This window comes from Streptomyces sp. CGMCC 4.7035 (genome assembly GCF_031583065.1).
Classification (GTDB): domain Bacteria; phylum Actinomycetota; class Actinomycetes; order Streptomycetales; family Streptomycetaceae; genus Streptomyces; species Streptomyces yaanensis.
Genome location: NZ_CP134053.1, coordinates 2,728,820 through 2,746,429 on the forward strand (window position 1 = coordinate 2,728,820; position 17,610 = coordinate 2,746,429).

Genomic DNA, 17,610 nt, shown 5'->3' on the forward strand with positions numbered 1-17,610 from the left:
GCCCGCGGAAAGACACGAGACATGAACCACCACCCCGACCCTGTCGTGACCACCGCTCAGGGCGCCGTTCGCGGTCTGCGCCAGGGCGGCGCCCTGACCTTCCTGAACATCCCGTACGCCGCCCCGCCCCGCGGCGCCGGCCGGTTCGCGCCGCCGCGGCCGCACGAGCCGTGGGACGGTGTACGGGACGCCACCGTGCCGGGCCCAAACGCCCCGCAGTCCGAACGCAAGCTCGGCAACGTGGACATGACCCCCTACTTCGGCACCGGCTGGAGCCGCGGCGAGGACTACCTCACCGTCAACGTCTTCACGCCCGCCGTCGGCGGTGACGAGCTGCCGGTCATGGTGTTCGTCCACGGCGGCGGTTTCGTCGCCGGCTCGACCCGGTCCACCATGTACGACGGCTCCGCGTTCGCCCGTGACGGCGTCGTCCTCGTCACCCTCAACTACCGGCTCGGCATCGCTGGGTTCCTCGACATCCCCGGCGCCCCGGCCAACCGCGGCCTGCTCGACGTCGTCGCCGCGCTGCGCTGGGTGCGGGAGAACATCGCCGCCTTCGGCGGCGACCCGCACAACGTCACGCTCTTCGGCCAGTCGGCCGGGGCGACCATCGTCGGCGGCGTCCTCGCCACCCCCGACGCCGCCGGCCTGTTCCGGCGGGCGATCGTGCAGAGCGGCAGCGGCCTGGGCGCGTTCACCACCGAGCAGGCTGCTCGCGTCACCAAGGCGGCGGCCGAGACCCTGGGCATCGAACCCCACGTCGACGCCTTCGCCGACATCTCGGACGAGCGCCTGGTCGAGGCCGCCTCCCGGCTCGCGGGCATCGATCTGCAGACCGAGACCCACGGTGACCCGCTGATCGGCCTCAGCCCCTTCAGCCTGGTACTCGACACCCAGCCCGCCGAATCCGTCGCCGCCGGCCTGAGCGCCCACGTCGACCTGCTCGTCGGCACCAACACCGAAGAGGGCAACCTCTATCTGGTCCCGGTGGGCAAGTACGCCACCTCGACCGCCGCCGACGTCGACGAGGCGGCGGCGCGCTCGCACCCGAATCCGGCGCAGCTCGTCGAGACCTACCGCAAGTCGCGCCCGGAGGCGTCCTTCGCGGAACTGCGCTCCGCCATCATGGCCGACGCCCTGTTCGGCGCGGGCAGCCGCGCACTGGCCGGCGCCCATGCAGCCCACCCCGGATCCGCCACCTACGCGTACGAGTTCGCCTGGCGCTCCCAGGCCCTGGACGGCGAGCTCGGCGCCACCCACGCGGTCGAACTGCCCTTCGTCTTCGACCTCGCCGACCGGCCCGAACTGAACGGCCCCAACGCCCTGCTCGGCCCGGACAAGGCCCCCGCGGATCTCGCCACCCGCGTACACGAGACCTGGATCCGGTTCGCCCGGACCGGCGACCCCGGCTGGGACCCGTACGACGCCGAGCGCCGGGCCACCATGCGCATCGACGCCGAGTGGCGCCAGGTCGACGACCCCCGCAGCCAGGAACGACAGGTCTGGAGCTGACCGCCCCATGTGCTTCGCCTGCCCACCCCTTCCACCGGACACCGCCACCACGAGGAACACCATGACCAGAACCGTCATCGCCACTGAGAACGCCCCCGCCCTGCCGGCCCCGCTCTCTCAAGGCATCCGCAAGGGCCCCGTCCTTCAGATCTCCGGGCAGCTCCCGTTCGATCCGGCCACGGGAGACGTCGTCGGCACCACGGTCGCCGAGCAGACCACGCAGGTACTGCGCAACGTCACCGCCGTCCTCAAGGCGGCCGGCGCCGGCCTCGACGACGTCGTGATGCTGCGCGTGTACCTCACCGATCCCGCCCACCTGGCGGAGATGAACGAGGCGTACGCAGCGGCCGTCGGCGAGCCATTCCCTGCCCGCACCACCGTGTACATGCAGCTTCCGCCCGGACTGCTCGTGGAGATCGACGCCCTGGCAGTGCTGGACGAGTGACGTCGATGACCGGTCGTCTCACGAGCGCGTACACGAGCCTGAGGGTTCCGCCGGAGGACCTGCTCGACGTCCTGTGCGCACTGGTGGGACGACCGTCACCGCTCGCCGCACCCCAGCCCGTACGCCGGGTCTACGGCCAGGTACTCCAAGTCGCCGGCTCACTGCCGCAGGGCGCGCTGCAGCCAGGCGATGTGAGCGCGGCCATGCGCGACGGTTCGGTCACGCTGGACGACTACGTGACACGCTACTGGCAGGCGGGAGTTCGGGGCGCGCCGGGTACGGTCAAGCGCATCGATGAACGAGTTCGTCTGCACATCCGGCCGCACCTTGGCACGGTTCCCCTGCGCGACATTACGCCGGCTGTCTTGCGCGGGTACATCGCCGCGCTGGAGGGCGAATGCGCGCCGCGCTACGCACGGCAGATCCTCACCTCGCTCTGGAACATCTTCGAGACGGCTATCGATGACAAACGCCTCGTGCGCAACCCGATGCGGGCCCAAGTCGGTGCGCTGGCCGAAGGTGCGGTTTCCGCTCATTCTCACCACGACATACGGCGGCGCGGTGCCGTCGACGCACTCCTCAGCCGAAGTGCCCGGGCCGTCACGGCCGGGTGGTGGGCACGCCACAGATTCTCCCCAGCGGCCTTGAGCGCGGCTTCTGGCGGTCGCGCCCGCCCCCGTGAAGCCCTGACGCGGGCCCTCGTCGGCCGGTTACTCAGAGCCAGTCCTTACGTTTGAAGATCAGGTACAAAGTGGTGCATACGCCCGCCATCAGGACGACTGCGAAGGGATATCCGAGTACCCAGTGCAACTCCGGCATCTCCCTGAAGTTCATGCCGTAGATCGTCCCGACCAGCGTCGGGGCGAACAGAATCGCCGCCCACGACGAGATCTTCTTGATCTCCTCGTTCTGCTCGAACCCCGCCTCCGCCAGCGCCCGCATCTCCGCGTTCTGTTGCTGGGTGACCAGGGTCGCGTTGACCGTCAGGATGTCCGTCAGGGCCTGGCGGAAGCCGTCCACGCGCTCGCTGGTGTGGGTGACGTGGTCGGCCACATCGCGCAGGTAGCGCTGGAGTTCCTCGTCCGTGCCGTACTTGGCGAAGCCCGCCATCAGGCCGTGCAGCATGCCCACCAGGGGGCGGGTGGCGCGCTGGAACTCGACCATCTCACGGGAGAGTTCGTAGATGCGGCGGGACACCTCCGGGTCGCCGCGGAAGACCTCGGTCTCGATCTCGTCGATGTCGTTCTGCACGCCGGCGACCACCGGGGCGTAGCCGTCGACGACCGCGTCCAGGATCGCGTACAGCACCGCCTCGGGCCCCAGCTTCAGCAGCTCCGGCGACTCCTCCATCCGGTGGCGGACGGTCGAAAGGTCGGGGGCCTCGCCATGGCGGACCGTGATCACGAAGTCCGGGCCGACGAAGACGTGCAGCTCACCGAAGTCGACCTCCTCCGGCGCGTCCAGATAGCGGGCGGCGCGCAGCACGACGAACAGCGTTTCGCCGTACCGCTCCAGCTTGGGCCGCTGGTGCGCCTCCATCGCGTCCTCCACCGCGAGCGGGTGCAGATCGAACTCGGCCGCCAGGGAGAGCAGTTCGGACTCCGTCGGACGGGCCAGGCCGATCCACGCCATACCGTCCGGCTGGTCGCGCAGCTCGCGGAAGGTGTCGGCCAGGGACGCGGGCGACGAGACACGGACGCCGTCCCGGTACAGGGCCGCCTGGACCACGCTGCCCGTCTCCGCCGGTTCGGGGCTCGCGAGGCCGGGACGGGACGCCGGGGGGTCCGGGGGCGACGCCGGCGTCTGGGCCGGCGCGCGGCGCCACACCGGCTTCCTGCCGTTGTTCGGGGCGATGGGGGTACCTCCCTGCTTGAGCGAAGCCGAGAGCTCGGGGGAGGGCACGGCGCTCGGGCATCGCGGCTGCCTCCCGCGTCGAACGTACGTCTGCGAGATCACGGAGCAGGATATACGGGGCAAACGACGCGGGCGTGCGGACCGCCTCCAGGATCCGGTGAGAGATGCGGACAGTGGCTGTCCGCAAGCAGAGCTAGCGTGCGGGGCATGACGAAGACGAGCCCCCGCGTCCGGCCCCCGGCCTCCGCCCCCGTCCTCGGTCCCCGCGCCCTGGGCCGTGCCACCCTCGACCGCCAGCTCCTGCTGCGCCGCTCGCCGCTGTCCGCGAAGGGGGCCGTCGAGCACCTCCTCGGACTCCAGGCTCAGAACGTCAAGCCCCCGTACTACGCGCTCGCCGCCCGCCTGGAGGGCTTCGCCCCGGAACACCTCTCGCGGCTCATGGCCGACCGCGAGGTCGTCCGCATCGTCACCATGCGCTCCACCATCCACACCCACACCGCCGACGACTGCCTCACCCTGCGCCCGCTGGTGCAGCCCGCCCGCGACCGCGAGCTCACCCTCTTCCGCAAGGGCCTCGGCGGAGTGGACCCGGCCCGCCTCGCCGCACTCGCCCGCGAACTCGTCGAGGCCGCGCCACGCACCATGAAGGAGCTGCGCGAGGCACTGCTCGTCGAGTGGCCGGACGCCGACCCGGGGGCCCTGTCCGTCGCCGCGCGCTGTCTGCTGCCCCTCGTCCAGGTCACCCCGCGCGGTCTGTGGGACCGCAGCGGCCAGGTCGCGCTCACCACTGCCGAGCACTGGCTCGGCCGTCCCGCCGAGCCGGCCCCCACCCCGGACGACACCGTCCTGCGCTACCTCGCCGCGTACGGGCCCGCCTCCGTCAAGGACATGCAGACCTGGGCCGGTCTGACCCGGTTGCGCGAGGCCTTCGAACGCCTCCGCCCGGAGCTGGTGACCTTCCGGGACGAGAACGGCGTCGAACTCTTCGACCTCCCCGACGCGCCCCGGCCCGACCCGGACACCCCGGCCCCGCCGCGCTTCCTGCCCGAGTTCGACAACCTGCTCCTCTCCCACGCCGACCGCACCCGCGTCGTGCCCCCCGACCTCAAGGGCCGCAGCTGGGCCGGCAACCAGGCGTACCGCACGCTCCTCGTCGACGGATTCCTGGCGGGCGTGTGGAAGCTGGAGGAGGACGCGCTCGTCATCGAGCCCTTCGGGGACCTCACCGCGGCCCAGCGGGAGGAGGTGACCGCGGAGGGGGAGCGGATGCTCGCGGTCATGCATCCGGGGGTCGCGTACGACATCCGCTTCGGGACCGTCGTACGGCCGTGACGGCGCCCGATCGGGCCCCGATGAGTCCTGCCCCGTGCCAGACCAGTCCCTCCGGTGTCCATGGAAGGGGAAAACGGAAGGGCGAACAGGCCCCTAGAGTCGAGGCCATGGAACTGCGGCAGCTCAGCTTTTTCGTCACCGTCGCCCAAGAGCTGCACTTCGGGCGTGCGGCGGAGAGGCTGCACATCGTGCAGTCCGCGGTCAGTCAGCAGATACAGCGGCTGGAGCGGGAGCTGGGCGCCGAGCTGTTCGACCGCTCGCCCCGGCACGTACGGCTGACGGCGGCGGGGGAGCGGCTGCTGCCCGAGGCGCGGGCGGTGCTGGCCGCCGCGGACCGGGCCCGCGCCGCGGTCGCGCCCCCGGCGGGGCTGCGCCTCGGCACCAGCACCGGGCTCGGCGCGCACCTGGACCGGGTCCTCGCGGCCTTCGCGCGGCGCCTGCCGGACGTGCCCGTCGAGCTGGTCTCGCTCCCGGCGGCGCAGCGGCTCGCCCGGGTCGCGGACGGGCGATTGGACGCCGCGTTCGTACGGGCCGTGGAGCCGGTGCCGGGCATACGGGTGCTGCCGCTGTGGTCCGACCCGCTGGTGGCCGCGCTGCCCGCCGGGCACCCCCTGGCCGCACGGGCGGAGATCGCGCTCGACGAGCTGGTCGGGCTGCCCTTGAGCATCACCGCGCGCGCCACCAACCCCGCCCTGGTCGACCTGGTGGTCGGCGCGTGCCACGCGGCCGGGTTCGAACCGCTGCCGGGACCGGTGTCCGGTTCTCTCCAGGACACGCTCGCCACCATCGGCAGCCGGCCGCTGTGGACGGTGGTGTACGCCTCCCACGCCCGCGTGCTGCACAGCCCCCGCGTGGCCTTCGTACCGTTCCGGGCGCCGGGCCTCGCGCTGCCGACGGGGCTCGCCGTCAGATCGTCGGCCCCGCCGCCGTACCTGGACGATCTGCTCCTGGCCTGCGGCGATCACAAGAACTGATCGCTGCGCTCACGATCTGCTTCTTGGTCCCTGACGCCCCGCGCGATGGACTGGACCCACACCGATCGAGCGGCACCGATCGCCGCCTCACGAGGGAGTTCAGCCATGCCCATCGTCACCATCCAGCAGGGTCCCCGCGACGTCGAGCTCAAGCGGGACCTCGTCAAGCGTGTCACCGACGCCTTCGTCGACGCGTACAAGATCCCGGCCGAGACCGTACAGGTGTGGATCCACGAGGTGCCGGCGGACAGTTGGGGTGCCGCGGGGAAGCTGACCGCCGACAAGTAGGAGGGGCGCGAGCCGGATCGGCGACCGGCTCGCGGCCCGGGATTGGATAGGGAGCGTTGCGGGCCGCTCGTGGAGGCCCGCAACGCCCCCTGGTATCTACCTGAGGGGTGCTCAGGAGTCTGCTGGGCTACGAGTTGACCTGGGCGGTCACCAGGTTCGAGAAGGTGGTCAGCCGGGTGTAGACACCCGGGTGACCGGCCTCGGCGCAGCCCTCGCCCCAGGAAGTGATGCCTGCCAGGACGCCCCCGATGAGCAGGGGACCGCCGCTGTCGCCCTGGCAGGTGTCCACGCCGCCGGAGGAGTACCCGGCGCACACCATGTCGCTCGCGACGAAGCCGGAGCCGTACGAGCTCTTGCAGCTGGAGTCGGAGACGATCGGCACGGTCGCGGTGCGCAGCTGGTTGGAGGAGCCGCCGTTCTCCGAGGTGGTGCCCCAGCCGAGGATCCGGGCCGTGGTGCCGGCCGCGTACACGCTCGTCTGGGAGGACGAGACGTACGACGCCTTGGTGTACGGCATCGAGGTCGACAGGGTCAGTACGGCCACGTCGTCGCCGTTGGTGGCGTCGGTGTAGTCGGGGTTGATCCAGATCTTGCTGACTCTGCTGACCGTGCCGTTGGTGCCGTTGAGGTAGGTGCGGCCGCCGACCACGCGGACACTGCTGGTGGTCTCGCCGACCATGCAGTGCGCGGCGGTGACGACCTTGTTGGCCGCGACCAGGGTGCCGCCGCAGAACTGGTTCTGCGAGGCGTCCGTGATCTGCATCATGAACGGGTACGCGGTCGTCGTGGTCGTCGAACCGCCGACGATCGGCTGCGGCGCGGCGACGGCACTGGGGGCGCCCAGCAGCGCGGTCGTGGCCGCCGCGGCGGTCGCTATGGCGGCGGCTGCGGTCTTTCTGGCGCGGTCGATCCCGAACATGAGTCTCCTCAAGGGGGGTTGCCGGTGGGGGGTCGCGCGGGTGGGGGGTGTGCACCGGGGATGGGGGTACCCCCTGCTCGAGCGAAGCCGAGAGCTTGGGGGAGGGACCGGCCCCGGTGTGCCCGGCGAGCGGCACGCCCCTTACGCTAGAAGCTCGCGGTGCCCCATCCCAATGAGGGAACCCCCTAAGGGAGTTGGACAGGGATAACCCTCGGTCTCCGCGCGTAAACCGGTGACCTGGGCAGCCCTGTGCGGCGAATCAGCCCGAGCGGTGCCCCGCCGCCAGCCGCACGATGTCCACGCGGGAGCGGATGCCGAGCTTGCGGTAGACCCGCGTCAGCGTCGCCTCCACCGTCTTCACGCTGATGAACAGACGCGCCGCGATCTCCCGGTTCGTCGCGCCCTCCATGACCAGCGCGGCCACCTGCCGTTCCGTCGCGGCCAGGGTGTCGAGGGCCGCCGCGGCCAGGGGCGGCTGGACCGAGCCCGTGACCGTGGCCGTCTCCACCTGCCGCAGCCACGGCATCGCCCGGCAGCGGCGGAAGAGGCGGGCCGCCTCGTCGTACGACGTCGGGCCCGGCCGCTGCGTGCGCAGACCCGCCAGCGCGTACGCCGCCCGTGCCTCCTCCAGACCGTAGCCCAGCTTGGACAGCCGGTCCTGAGCCGACGTCAACTGCCGTTCGGCCGCTTCGGCTTCGCCGCGCGCCGCCCGCACCAGCGCCTCCGCCCGGTCCAGCACCGCGAGCACGCTCTCGCGCCCGAGCCGCAGCGCTCGGGTGCGCGTGGCGTCGATGACGTCCTGCGCCTCGGCCGGCTCCCCGACGCGCACCAGTGCCTCGGCGAGGTCGCCGTGCCAGCGCCCGCGGGCGGGGTCGGTGACCCCGAGGCCCTCCTCCAACTCCCGTACCCGGCGCAGCGACCCCACCGCACCCCCGGCGTCCCCGGCCACCAGCTGGGCATGCCCCAGCGCGGCCAGCGCCCGTGACTGGTACACCACGTCGCCGTCCTCCTCGGCACGTGCCACGGCCTCCCGGGCGAGCGTCAGCGCCCGGTCCACCTCGCCGCCCGCGGCCTCGGCGAGCGAGGTGAGCATGGCGCTCGCGGCCTCCCCGATCCCGGTGTCCCGGGCCAGCCTCAGGCTCTCCCGCGCCAGGTCCAGGGCCCGCCCGCAGTGCCCGGCCCGCAGTTCGGTCTCGGCGAGCCCGCGCAGGAAGTGCACCTCGGCCTCGACCATCCCGCGCCGCCGTACCTCGCGCAGCAGCGCGCCGGCCGTCTTGCGTGCCTCGGTGAGCTGGTCGCTCATGATCAGCCAGCGGAACCGTGCGGCACCGGCGCCGTTGTGGTCGCACGCCACCCGGGGGTCCTGCGGCTCCTTGAGCGCGCGTTTGATGGTCGCGGGCGCGTCCGGATGCCCCATCAGCGTCTCGATCTGGGCCTGGAAGGCCAGCGCCAGCAGCTCGTCGCGCCGGTCACCGGCCCGCGCCGCGAGCTCCGCGGCGCGCGCGCTCTCCTCCCGGGCCCGCTCGAAGTCGCCCTCGACGAGCAGCGCCCGCCAGGCGAGCTGGTAGTGCACGAGGGTGAGCAGCCGTGGATCGTCGCCCGCGTCCGCCAGCGCCTGCGGGAAGACCGCGTCGACCTCGGCCATCGCGTGCCCGGCCGCGTCGATCACGACCATCCACGCCCGCACCCGGTCGGCCGGCTCGGTGGCGTGGGCCAGCACCTCGTGGGCGATGTCCCGGGCGAAGTCCGTCTCCCCGGCGGTGAGCGCGTCCTCGGCCGACTGAAGCCGTCGCTCGTCCGGACCCGGCACGGCGTCCGCCGGGGTGTGCCGGGCCGCGAGCAGCCCGAGCCCCGCGGCAACCGACGGCGCGCCCCGGTCCCGGGCGGCGGCCGCGGCCTCGCCGAGCCGCGCCGCCACGCCTGGGTCCGTTCCGGTGGTCGCGAGGGCGAGGTGCCGGGCCCGCTCGATCGGATCGGAGGCCGCGGTCGACAGTGCGGCGTGCGCCTCCCGCCGCTCCTGAGCGCTGGCCTGTGCATACAGCGCGGCCGATATCAGCGGATGTGTGAACCGTACGCCCGGCGCGTCCCGATCCGTCACCAGCAGCCCCAGCGCGGCGGCCTGCGCGGTCTCCGCCTCCGCGTTCTTCCGGCCCGCCGCGTGCAGCAGGGCCAGGGTGGGCCGCGCCCCGGCGCTCGCCACGAGCAGCGTGCGGCGCGCCTGAGCCGGCAGCGCCTCCAGCCGGTTGAGGACCAGCGCGCGCAGCGAGGTGGGCACGGGCAGCGGCTCACCGGGGCTCGGCGGCGTAGCGCTCTCGGCGAGGGCGCGGCCCAGTTCCAGCGCGAACAGGGGGTTGCCGCCGCTGGTGCGGTGGATGTCGCGGACGGTGGAGCGGGGCAGCCCGGTGTAGCCGCGGTGGCCGAGAAGTTCGGCGACCTGGCCGTGCGAGAGGGGGTTCACCTTGACCGCGAGCGTGTTCGGCGGGGACGCGCTCAGAAAGCGGGCGTGCTCCTGGTCCTGCGGCTCGGTGTGCGTGCGCACCGCGCACAGCATCTGCACCGGAGTGCCGTCCAGGCGCCGGGCGGCGAAGCCGAGCAGTTCGGCGCTGGCCGGATCCAGCCACTGGAGGTCGTCGGCGACGATCAGTACGGGGCCGCGGGCGGCGAGCGCGCGGAGCGTGGACAGCACCGCGAGCCGCAGCGCGAGTCCGTCCCGCTGCAGCGTGGACTCGCCGCGGCCGGTGAGCGCGGACTCCAGGGCGGTGCGCTGCGGGGCGGGCAACAGGTCGGCGACTTCGTCCACGACGAGGCCGAGCAGGTCGGCGAGGGCCAGGAAGGGAAGGTGCGATTCGGACTCGGTCGCCGAGCAGCGCAACACGGTGCGTGCCGCTTCGCCGTATTCCGCGGCCAGCGTGCGCAGGACGGTCGACTTTCCTATTCCGGCGGGGCCGTGCACCAGCACACTGCCCCCGCCGGTGAGTTGCTCACGCGCTCCGGCGAACAGCTCCTCCCGGCCGATGACCAGGTCGGGGCGGGGTCTCGCAGGCTCCTGGAAGTCCCGTCGCACGGTCACCGCTCCCCTCCGTGTGTCGTGTCCTGGCCAATGTTAGGCAACCAGTCTTTGAATTTCGGAGGGACGGTGTGGTGAGGGAAATAACAACGGGTCGGCACAAGGGAATTCACCGGAGTGCCGAGTGAATGGAGAACCGACAATCCAGGGGAGCGCAAAAAGGGCGGGTGGGTGGTAATCCGTCGGGACGAGTGCGCGGCGGACCACGGCGAGGCCGGGCCGGGACACAGGACCTAGGGCAGTACTCCGGCCCGGCGTGCCGCCACGACCGCCTCCCACCTCGTGTGCGCCCCCAACTTCCGCATCGCCGACCGCAGATATCCCTTCACGGTCTCCGGGCGCAGCCCCAGCCGCTCCGCCGCCACCGCGTTCGTCGAGCCCACCGCCACGCACGACAGGACGTCCACCTCCCGCGGCGCCAGACCCACGGCCCGGGCCGGGGACTCGGGGGACGCCGCGCCGGCCAGGCGCCCGCACACCTGAAGGAGCTCGGCCCGCAGCGCCGGGTCCTCGACCCGTTGCGCCAGTGCCCGCAACGCGCCGTGTGCCTCGCGGACCTGCTCCCAGGCCGCGCTGTCCGGCGCCGCGGGCTCCCGTACGGCCGTCAGCAGGGCACGGGCCTCGTCCCGCGCCACCAGCGCCTGCTCCACGTCCCGCGCCGCCTCCACGGCCGCGGACAGCGTGCGGTCGCCCAGCGGCTGAGCCGTCCGCAGGGCGCCGTACAGCACTCCGCGCACCCGGCGTCGTACGACCACCGGCACCGCGAGCACGGACTTGAGCCCCTCCGTCGCCACCGCCACGTCGTACTCGTGGCTGATCTGCCGCGAGGCCGAGTAGTCGGTCACCGCGCACGGCCGGGCCAGTGCGGCCACCTTGCCGCCGAGGCCGTTGCCGGAGACCACGGCGAGCGAGCTGAGCGCCGTCGTCGCGGTGCCGCTGAGTTCGCTGATGCGGATCTGCGGCCGCCCGGACTCCACGAGGCCGCCGAAGGCGACCGGCAGCCCCGTGGCACGCCGCAGCCGCACCAGGGCGCCCCGCACCTCCACCGCCTCGGCTGCGTCTGCTGCCACGTCCTCGCCCCTTCATCGCGGCGCACCCCCGTTCGGGGGTGGTGAGACCTGCATCACGGATTACACGATGTTAGGTGGCTGTCCGGCAATGAGGAGGACACATGACGGCGAACACCGACGCGACGGACGCGTTCCGGACCGCGCGGGACTTCCTGCTGGCGCACCGGGAGGACTACGCGACGGCGTACGAGGGCTTCCGCTGGCCGCGTCCGGCGTACTTCAACTGGGCCCTCGACTGGTTCGACGTCATCGCGGACGGCAACGACCGCACCGCGCTGCACATCGTCGAGGAGGACGGCGCCACCACCGAACTGTCCTTCGCCCAGATGTCCGAGCGCTCGAACCGGGTGGCGAACCGGCTGCGCGCCTGGGGTGTGCGCGCCGAGGACCGCATCCTGGTCATGCTCGGCAACCAGACCGAACTGTGGGAGACCGCGCTGGCCGCGATCAAGCTGCGCGCGGTCGTCATCCCGGCCACCCCGCTGCTCGGCCCCGCCGACCTGCGCGACCGCGTCGACCGCGGCCAGGTCCGGCACGTCGTCGTGCGCGCCGGGGACACCGGCAAGTTCGACGAGGTGCCGGGCGGCTACACCAGGATCGCGGTCGGGGGCGCACCCGAGGGCTGGCGGGCGTACGAGGACGTGTACGCGGCCGACGCGGACTTCGCACCCGACGGCCCCACCCACGCGGACGATCCGCTGATGCTGTACTTCACCTCGGGCACCACCGCCCGCCCCAAGCTGGTCGAGCACACCCATGTCTCCTACCCGGTCGGCCATCTGGCGACGATGTACTGGATCGGCCTGAGGCCCGGTGACGTGCATCTGAACATCTCCTCGCCGGGCTGGGCCAAGCACGCCTGGTCGAACCTGTTCGCCCCGTGGAACGCGGAGGCGACCGTCTTCATCCACAACTACACGCGCTTCGACGCGGCCCGGCTCATGGCCGAGATGGACCGCGCGGGGGTGACCACGTTCTGCGCCCCGCCGACGGTGTGGCGCATGCTCATCCAGGCCGACCTCACCCAGCTGCGCACTCCGCCACGGGAGGCCGTCGCCGCCGGTGAACCGCTCAACCCCGAGGTCATCGAGCAGGTGCGGCGGGCCTGGGGCGTGACCATCCGGGACGGCTTCGGGCAGACCGAGACCGCCGTCCAGGTCGCCAACAGCCCCGGCCAGCGGCTGAAGACCGGCTCGATGGGCCGGCCGAGCCCCGGCTACCGCGTGGAACTGCTCGACCCGGTGACGGGCGCGCCGGGAGCGACAGAGGGCGAGATCGCGCTCGATCTCTCCGCGCGGCCGGTGGGCCTGATGACCGGCTACCACGGCGACGCGGACCGTACGGCGGAGGCGATGGCGGGCGGCTACTACCGCACCGGAGACGTGGCATCAAGGGACGAAGACGGCTACCTGACCTATATCGGTCGAAGCGACGACGTCTTCAAGGCCTCGGACTACAAGATCTCCCCGTTCGAGCTGGAGAGCGCCCTGCTGGAGCACGAGGCGGTCGCCGAGGCGGCCGTCGTGCCCGCACCCGACGAGCTGCGCCTGGCCGTGCCGAAGGCCTACGTCGTCCTCGCCGACGGCTGGGAGCCGGGCACCGACACCGCGAAGGTGCTCTTCGAGCACTCCCGCGAGGTGCTCGCCCCCTACAAGCGGATCCGGCGCCTGGAGTTCGCCGAGCTGCCCAAGACGGTCTCCGGCAAGATCCGCCGGATCGAGCTGCGCGAGGCCACGGCCGCCGGCTCGGTGAACGAGTACCGCGAGGAGGACTTCCGGTGAGCGAGGCGTCGTACACGCACGGAACGAGCGGTACCGCGCTGCTCGGCGACACCATCGGGGCCAACCTGGACCGGGCCGTCGCCGCCTGGCCGGAGCGCGAGGCCCTGGTCGACGTGCCGTCCGGGCGGCGCTGGACGTACGCCGAGTTCGCCGCGGACGTCGACGAGCTGGCGTGCGCGCTGCTGGCGAGCGGGGTCGCCAAGGGCGACCGGGTGGGCATCTGGGCGGTCAACTGCGCGGAGTGGGTGCTGGTGCAGTACGCCACCGCCCGCATCGGCGCCATCATGGTCAACATCAACCCGGCCTACCGCACCCACGAGGCCGAGTACGTCCTCAACCAGGCCGGTATCTCGCTGCTGTTCGCCTCCCTCAGCCACAAGAACAGCGACTACCGGGCGATGGTCGAGGAAGTGCGGGGCAGATGTCCGCGGTTGCGGGAGACCGTCTACATCGGCGACCCGGGCTGGGGGGACTTCCTCGGGCGCGCGACGCCCGGCCGGCGTGACGAACTGCTCGCGCGGGCCGCCGAGTTGTCGTGCGACGACCCCATCAACATCCAGTACACCTCGGGCACGACGGGCTTCCCGAAGGGGGCCACCCTCTCCCACCACAACATCCTGAACAACGGTTATTTCGTGGGTGAGTCCATCGCCTACGGCGAGCAGGACCGGATCTGCATCCCCGTGCCCTTCTACCACTGTTTCGGCATGGTGATGGGCAACCTGGCGGCCACCTCCCACGGCGCGTGCATGGTCATCCCGGCGCCGTCCTTCGACCCGAAGGCCACACTGGAGGCGGTCCAGCGGGAGCGTTGCACCTCCCTCTACGGCGTCCCCACGATGTTCATCGCGGAGCTGAACCTCCCCGACTTCGCCACGTACGACCTCTCCAGCCTGCGCACCGGCATCATGGCGGGCTCGCCCTGTCCGGTGGAGGTGATGAAGCGGGTGGTCGCCGAGATGCACATGGCGGAGGTCTCCATCTGCTACGGCATGACCGAGACCTCCCCTGTGTCGCTGCAGACCCGCATCGACGACGACCTGGAGCACCGTACGGGCACCGTCGGCCGGGTGCTTCCGCACCTGGAGGTGAAGGTCGTCGACCCGGTCACCGGAGTCACCCGACCGCGCGGTGTCTCGGGCGAGCTGTGCACCCGCGGCTACAGCGTGATGCTCGGCTACTGGAACGAGCCCGAGAAGACCGCCGAGGCCGTCGACCCCGGCCGCTGGATGCACACCGGGGACCTGGCGGTGATGCGGGAGGACGGATACGTCGAGATCGTCGGCCGCATCAAGGACATGATCATCCGGGGCGGAGAGAACATATACCCGCGCGAGGTCGAGGAGTTCCTGTACGCCCACGCCAAGATCCGTGACGTCCAGGTGGTCGGGGTCCCGCACGAGAAGTACGGCGAGGAGGTCCTCGCCTGTGTCATCCCGCACGACCCGGCCGACCCGCTCACGCTGGAGGAACTGCGTGCCTACTGCGAGGGGCGGCTCGCCCACTACAAGGTCCCGAGCCGCCTCCAGCTCCTCGACGCCTTCCCGATGACCGTCTCCGGGAAGGTGCGCAAGGTGGAGCTGCGGGAGCGGTACGGCGCCCGGCCGCAGTGAGCCGAGCGGTACGGCGCCCGGCCGCAGTGAGTCGGACCGACTGTCCCCTGTGATCGTCCGGGCCTTCGCCGGGGCGGCGTGCAGTCGGTTCAACCGGCCGTGGCGTCCAGCGCCACGGCCGGCGCGTTGACCGGTCGTGCCACTCCGGTGGGGTCGAGGACGAACAGCGGGACGCCCAGTCGGTCGGCGCGGTCGCGGGCGTCGTCGGCGTACCCGGCGAGGGAGAAGTAGAGGCAGTCCGCGGACTCCGCCATGGCGGTCAGCCACAGGCACTCGACGTCCCGCACCGAGGCCGGACGCACAGTGGGGTCCACCTGGGCGACGACGCCGTGGGCGGCCAGGCCGATGCCGGCCGTGGGCGGCTGGTCGGCGCGGCGCACGTCCTGGTGGCCGAGCCCACGCAGATACAGGACAGCGGCGGTGACCGCGTCGAGGGCGGTGCGGATCGGGACGGCCCGACGGGCGGGACCCCGGGAGACAGGCGCGCCGTGACTGTGGCCATGGCCGTGGCCGTGGTCCGCGTCCGCCCGGTCGACCGGCACGCACAGCACCGTCCCGCATGGGCAGCCCATCTCCGGCCGCGGCCACTGGCTGTCGCTCCCGCAAGCCGCGCAGCGCACGTCGACCCACTCCTCGTCCCAGGCGCGGTGGGTGACCGCTGTGGCCGTGCCGTGTGCATCGAGCGACGGGGCGACGGGCGCTCCGCAGGCGCACGGGTACGTCGGTGCCGTGTAGCGGTGCCGGCGCCCACAGGCCGGGCAGCGCACCGCGATGCTCTCGGACATGACCCTCATCGTCCTCCGGACACCCCCCGCCTGTCCGTCTCTTGACGGCCTTGGGGCACCTCCCTACATTAATTCCAGATAGCAGAAACTAACTTTCACGATACGGAATTACTCGCCGCGGGGCGCGACGGGAGTGCGAATCCGACAGTCGAAGCAGGAGTACTCCATGGCTCGTATGACCGCTGCCCGCGCGGCAGTCGAGATCCTCAAGCGTGAGGGCGTCAGCGACGCGTTCGGTGTCCCGGGCGCGGCGATCAACCCCTTCTACGCGGCGCTCAAGGCCTCCGGCGGGATCCAGCACACCCTCGCCCGCCATGTGGAGGGCGCATCGCACATGGCGGAGGGCTACACCCGCACCCACCCCGGCAACATCGGCGTCTGCATCGGCACTTCGGGCCCGGCGGGCACCGACATGATCACCGGACTCTACTCGGCGACCGGTGACTCGATCCCGATCCTGTGCGTCACCGGCCAGGCCCCGACCGCGGTGATCCACAAGGAGGACTTCCAGGCCGTCGACATCGCGTCGATCGCGCGGCCGGTCACGAAGATGGCGGTCACCGTCCTGGAGGCCGCGCAGGTTCCGGGCGTCTTCCAGAAGGCCTTCCACCTCATGCGCTCCGGCCGTCCCGGCCCGGTCCTCATCGACCTGCCGGTCGACGTCCAGCTCACCGAGATCGAGTTCGATCCGGAGACCTACGAGCCGCTGCCGGTCCACAAGCCTGCCGCGAGCCGCGCCCAGATCGAGAAGGCGCTCACGCTGCTGAACGAGTCGGAGCGCCCGCTGATCGTGGCCGGCGGCGGTGTCATCAACGCCGACGGCTGCGAACTGCTCGTGCGTTTCGCCGAGTTGACCGGAGTCCCGGTCGTCCCCACGCTGATGGGCTGGGGCGCCATCCCCGACGACCACGAGCTGAACGCCGGCATGGTCGGCCTGCAGACCGCGCACCGCTACGGCAACGCGACCTTCCTGGAGTCCGACTTCGTCCTCGGTATCGGCAACCGCTGGGCCAACCGCCACACCGGCAGGCTCGACGTCTACACGGCGGGCCGGACGTTCGTCCACGTCGACATCGAGCCCACCCAGATCGGCAGGATCTTCGCGCCGGCCTACGGCATCACGTCCGATGCGAAGACCGCCCTGGAACTGTTCGTCGAAGTGGCAGGGGAGTTGAAGGCCGCCGGACACCTGCCCGACCGCTCCGGCTGGGCCGCGGCCGCGCAGGAGAAGCGGGCCCGCCTCCAGCGCCGTACACACTTCGACGACATCCCGATCAAGCCGCAGCGCGTCTACGAGGAGATGAACAAGGCGTTCGGCCCAAACACCCGGTATGTCTCCACGATCGGCCTCTCTCAGATCGCCGGCGCCCAGATGCTGCACGTCTTCAGGCCGCGGCACTGGATCAACTGCGGCCAGGCGGGCCCGCTGGGCTGGACCATCCCGGCCGCGCTCGGCGTCGCCAAGGCCGACCCGGAGGCGTCCGTGGTCGCGCTGTCCGGCGACTACGACTTCCAGTTCATGATCGAGGAGTTGGCGGTCGGCGCCCAGTACCGGATCCCGTACGTCCATGTCCTGGTGAACAACTCCTACCTGGGCCTGATCCGCCAGGCGCAGCGGGCGTTCGACATCGACTTCCAGGTCAGCCTGGAGTTCGAGAACATCAACTCGCCCGAGCTGGGCGTCTACGGCGTCGACCATGTGAAGGTCGCCGAGGGCCTCGGCTGCAAGGCGATCCGGGTGACCGACCCGAACGAGCTGGGCGCCGCGTTCGAACAGGCCAGGAAACTCGCCGCCGAGCACCGGGTTCCGGTCGTCGTCGAGGTGATCCTGGAGCGCGTCACCAACATCGCCATGTCGACCACCAACGACATCGGCAACGTCGTCGAGTTCGAGGAGATCGCGACCGAACCGGGGCACGCGCCCACCTCGATCCGGACGCTGAAGGTCTGACGGCCGGTCGGTGAGGGGC

Annotated in this window: 14 protein-coding genes; 9 read left to right on the forward strand and 5 right to left on the reverse strand. The window is 71.7% G+C overall.

Annotated features, from left to right (window positions below):
- Positions 1 to 21: 21 nt before the first annotated feature.
- The 3 genes from Q2K21_RS11430 to Q2K21_RS11440 all read left to right on the forward strand — a co-directional run bounded on the left by Q2K21_RS11430 (position 22) and on the right by Q2K21_RS11440 (position 2,694).
- The gene (locus Q2K21_RS11430) at positions 22 to 1,512 is read left to right on the forward strand and encodes a carboxylesterase/lipase family protein (RefSeq protein WP_310769579.1); all 1,491 of its coding nucleotides are present in this window, start codon (positions 22 to 24) and stop codon (positions 1,510 to 1,512) included.
- Between the two features lie 61 nt (positions 1,513 to 1,573).
- On the forward strand, positions 1,574 to 1,957 hold the full coding sequence (locus Q2K21_RS11435; protein ID WP_310769581.1) for a RidA family protein: 384 nt from the start codon (positions 1,574 to 1,576) through the stop codon (positions 1,955 to 1,957).
- A 5-nt stretch (positions 1,958 to 1,962) separates the two neighbouring features.
- Positions 1,963 to 2,694, forward strand: coding sequence for a phage integrase central domain-containing protein (locus tag Q2K21_RS11440; RefSeq protein ID WP_310769583.1), 732 nt, complete (start codon positions 1,963 to 1,965; stop codon positions 2,692 to 2,694).
- Here the strand turns inward: Q2K21_RS11440 and Q2K21_RS11445 are convergent.
- Positions 2,672 to 3,859: a magnesium and cobalt transport protein CorA gene (locus Q2K21_RS11445; protein ID WP_386275970.1), complete on the reverse strand. Its 1,188-nt coding sequence runs from the start codon at positions 3,857 to 3,859 to the stop codon at positions 2,672 to 2,674. The two genes, Q2K21_RS11440 and Q2K21_RS11445, sit on opposite strands and share 23 nt — an antisense overlap.
- A 159-nt stretch (positions 3,860 to 4,018) precedes the next feature.
- On the opposite strand from Q2K21_RS11445, the gene Q2K21_RS11450 reads away from it, so the two are divergent.
- The 3 genes from Q2K21_RS11450 (at position 4,019) to dmpI (ending at position 6,405) form a co-directional block, all read left to right on the forward strand.
- Complete coding sequence (locus tag Q2K21_RS11450; RefSeq protein ID WP_310769585.1) at positions 4,019 to 5,143, forward strand: winged helix DNA-binding domain-containing protein; 1,125 nt, start codon at positions 4,019 to 4,021, stop codon at positions 5,141 to 5,143.
- A gap of 107 nt (positions 5,144 to 5,250) precedes the next feature.
- Entirely contained in the window at positions 5,251 to 6,117 is an 867-nt protein-coding gene (locus Q2K21_RS11455) for a LysR family transcriptional regulator (protein WP_310769587.1), read from the forward strand.
- 105 nt (positions 6,118 to 6,222) lie between these two features.
- Positions 6,223 to 6,405: a 4-oxalocrotonate tautomerase DmpI gene (dmpI, locus tag Q2K21_RS11460; RefSeq protein WP_310769589.1), complete on the forward strand. Its 183-nt coding sequence runs from the start codon at positions 6,223 to 6,225 to the stop codon at positions 6,403 to 6,405.
- Between the two features lie 127 nt (positions 6,406 to 6,532).
- On the opposite strand, the gene Q2K21_RS11465 is transcribed toward dmpI, so the two are convergent.
- The 3 genes from Q2K21_RS11465 to Q2K21_RS11475 all read right to left on the reverse strand — a co-directional run bounded on the left by Q2K21_RS11465 (position 6,533) and on the right by Q2K21_RS11475 (position 11,461).
- Positions 6,533 to 7,324, reverse strand: coding sequence for a S1 family peptidase (locus tag Q2K21_RS11465; protein ID WP_310769591.1), 792 nt, complete (start codon positions 7,322 to 7,324; stop codon positions 6,533 to 6,535).
- A 259-nt stretch (positions 7,325 to 7,583) separates the two neighbouring features.
- Positions 7,584 to 10,394, reverse strand: a complete 2,811-nt coding sequence (locus Q2K21_RS11470; RefSeq protein ID WP_310769593.1) for a helix-turn-helix transcriptional regulator — start codon at positions 10,392 to 10,394, stop codon at positions 7,584 to 7,586.
- Between the two features lie 230 nt (positions 10,395 to 10,624).
- Positions 10,625 to 11,461, reverse strand: coding sequence for a helix-turn-helix transcriptional regulator (locus Q2K21_RS11475; RefSeq protein ID WP_310769595.1), 837 nt, complete (start codon positions 11,459 to 11,461; stop codon positions 10,625 to 10,627).
- A 101-nt stretch (positions 11,462 to 11,562) separates the two neighbouring features.
- Between Q2K21_RS11475 and Q2K21_RS11480 the strand changes: the two genes are divergently transcribed.
- Positions 11,563 to 13,242: an AMP-binding protein gene (locus tag Q2K21_RS11480; RefSeq protein WP_310769597.1), complete on the forward strand. Its 1,680-nt coding sequence runs from the start codon at positions 11,563 to 11,565 to the stop codon at positions 13,240 to 13,242.
- Entirely contained in the window at positions 13,239 to 14,855 is a 1,617-nt protein-coding gene (locus Q2K21_RS11485; protein ID WP_310769599.1) for an AMP-binding protein, read from the forward strand. The genes Q2K21_RS11480 and Q2K21_RS11485 overlap by 4 nt, the downstream gene beginning before the upstream one ends.
- An 89-nt stretch (positions 14,856 to 14,944) precedes the next feature.
- Here the strand turns inward: Q2K21_RS11485 and Q2K21_RS11490 are convergent, their stop codons facing one another.
- Positions 14,945 to 15,649 carry a hypothetical protein gene (locus Q2K21_RS11490; RefSeq protein WP_310769601.1) on the reverse strand — a complete coding sequence of 235 codons (705 nt, stop codon included), beginning with the start codon at positions 15,647 to 15,649 and terminating at the stop codon, positions 14,945 to 14,947.
- A 157-nt stretch (positions 15,650 to 15,806) separates the two neighbouring features.
- Here Q2K21_RS11490 and gcl point away from each other — a divergent pair, with 157 nt between their 5' ends.
- Positions 15,807 to 17,591: a glyoxylate carboligase gene (gene gcl / locus Q2K21_RS11495; protein ID WP_310769603.1), complete on the forward strand. Its 1,785-nt coding sequence runs from the start codon at positions 15,807 to 15,809 to the stop codon at positions 17,589 to 17,591.
- Positions 17,592 to 17,610 lie beyond the last annotated feature (19 nt).

Coding starts and splice junctions, on each gene's coding strand:
- Q2K21_RS11430 (WP_310769579.1), top strand. CDS start 22: ATGAACCACCACCCCGACCCTGTCGTGACCACCGCTCAGGGCGCCGTT.
- Q2K21_RS11435 (WP_310769581.1), top strand. CDS start 1,574: ATGACCAGAACCGTCATCGCCACTGAGAACGCCCCCGCCCTGCCGGCC.
- Q2K21_RS11440 (WP_310769583.1), top strand. CDS start 1,963: ATGACCGGTCGTCTCACGAGCGCGTACACGAGCCTGAGGGTTCCGCCG.
- Q2K21_RS11450 (WP_310769585.1), top strand. CDS start 4,019: ATGACGAAGACGAGCCCCCGCGTCCGGCCCCCGGCCTCCGCCCCCGTC.
- Q2K21_RS11455 (WP_310769587.1), top strand. CDS start 5,251: ATGGAACTGCGGCAGCTCAGCTTTTTCGTCACCGTCGCCCAAGAGCTG.
- dmpI (WP_310769589.1), top strand. CDS start 6,223: ATGCCCATCGTCACCATCCAGCAGGGTCCCCGCGACGTCGAGCTCAAG.
- Q2K21_RS11465 (WP_310769591.1), bottom strand. CDS start 7,324: ATGTTCGGGATCGACCGCGCCAGAAAGACCGCAGCCGCCGCCATAGCG.
- Q2K21_RS11480 (WP_310769597.1), top strand. CDS start 11,563: ATGACGGCGAACACCGACGCGACGGACGCGTTCCGGACCGCGCGGGAC.
- Q2K21_RS11490 (WP_310769601.1), bottom strand. CDS start 15,649: ATGAGGGTCATGTCCGAGAGCATCGCGGTGCGCTGCCCGGCCTGTGGG.
- gcl (WP_310769603.1), top strand. CDS start 15,807: ATGGCTCGTATGACCGCTGCCCGCGCGGCAGTCGAGATCCTCAAGCGT.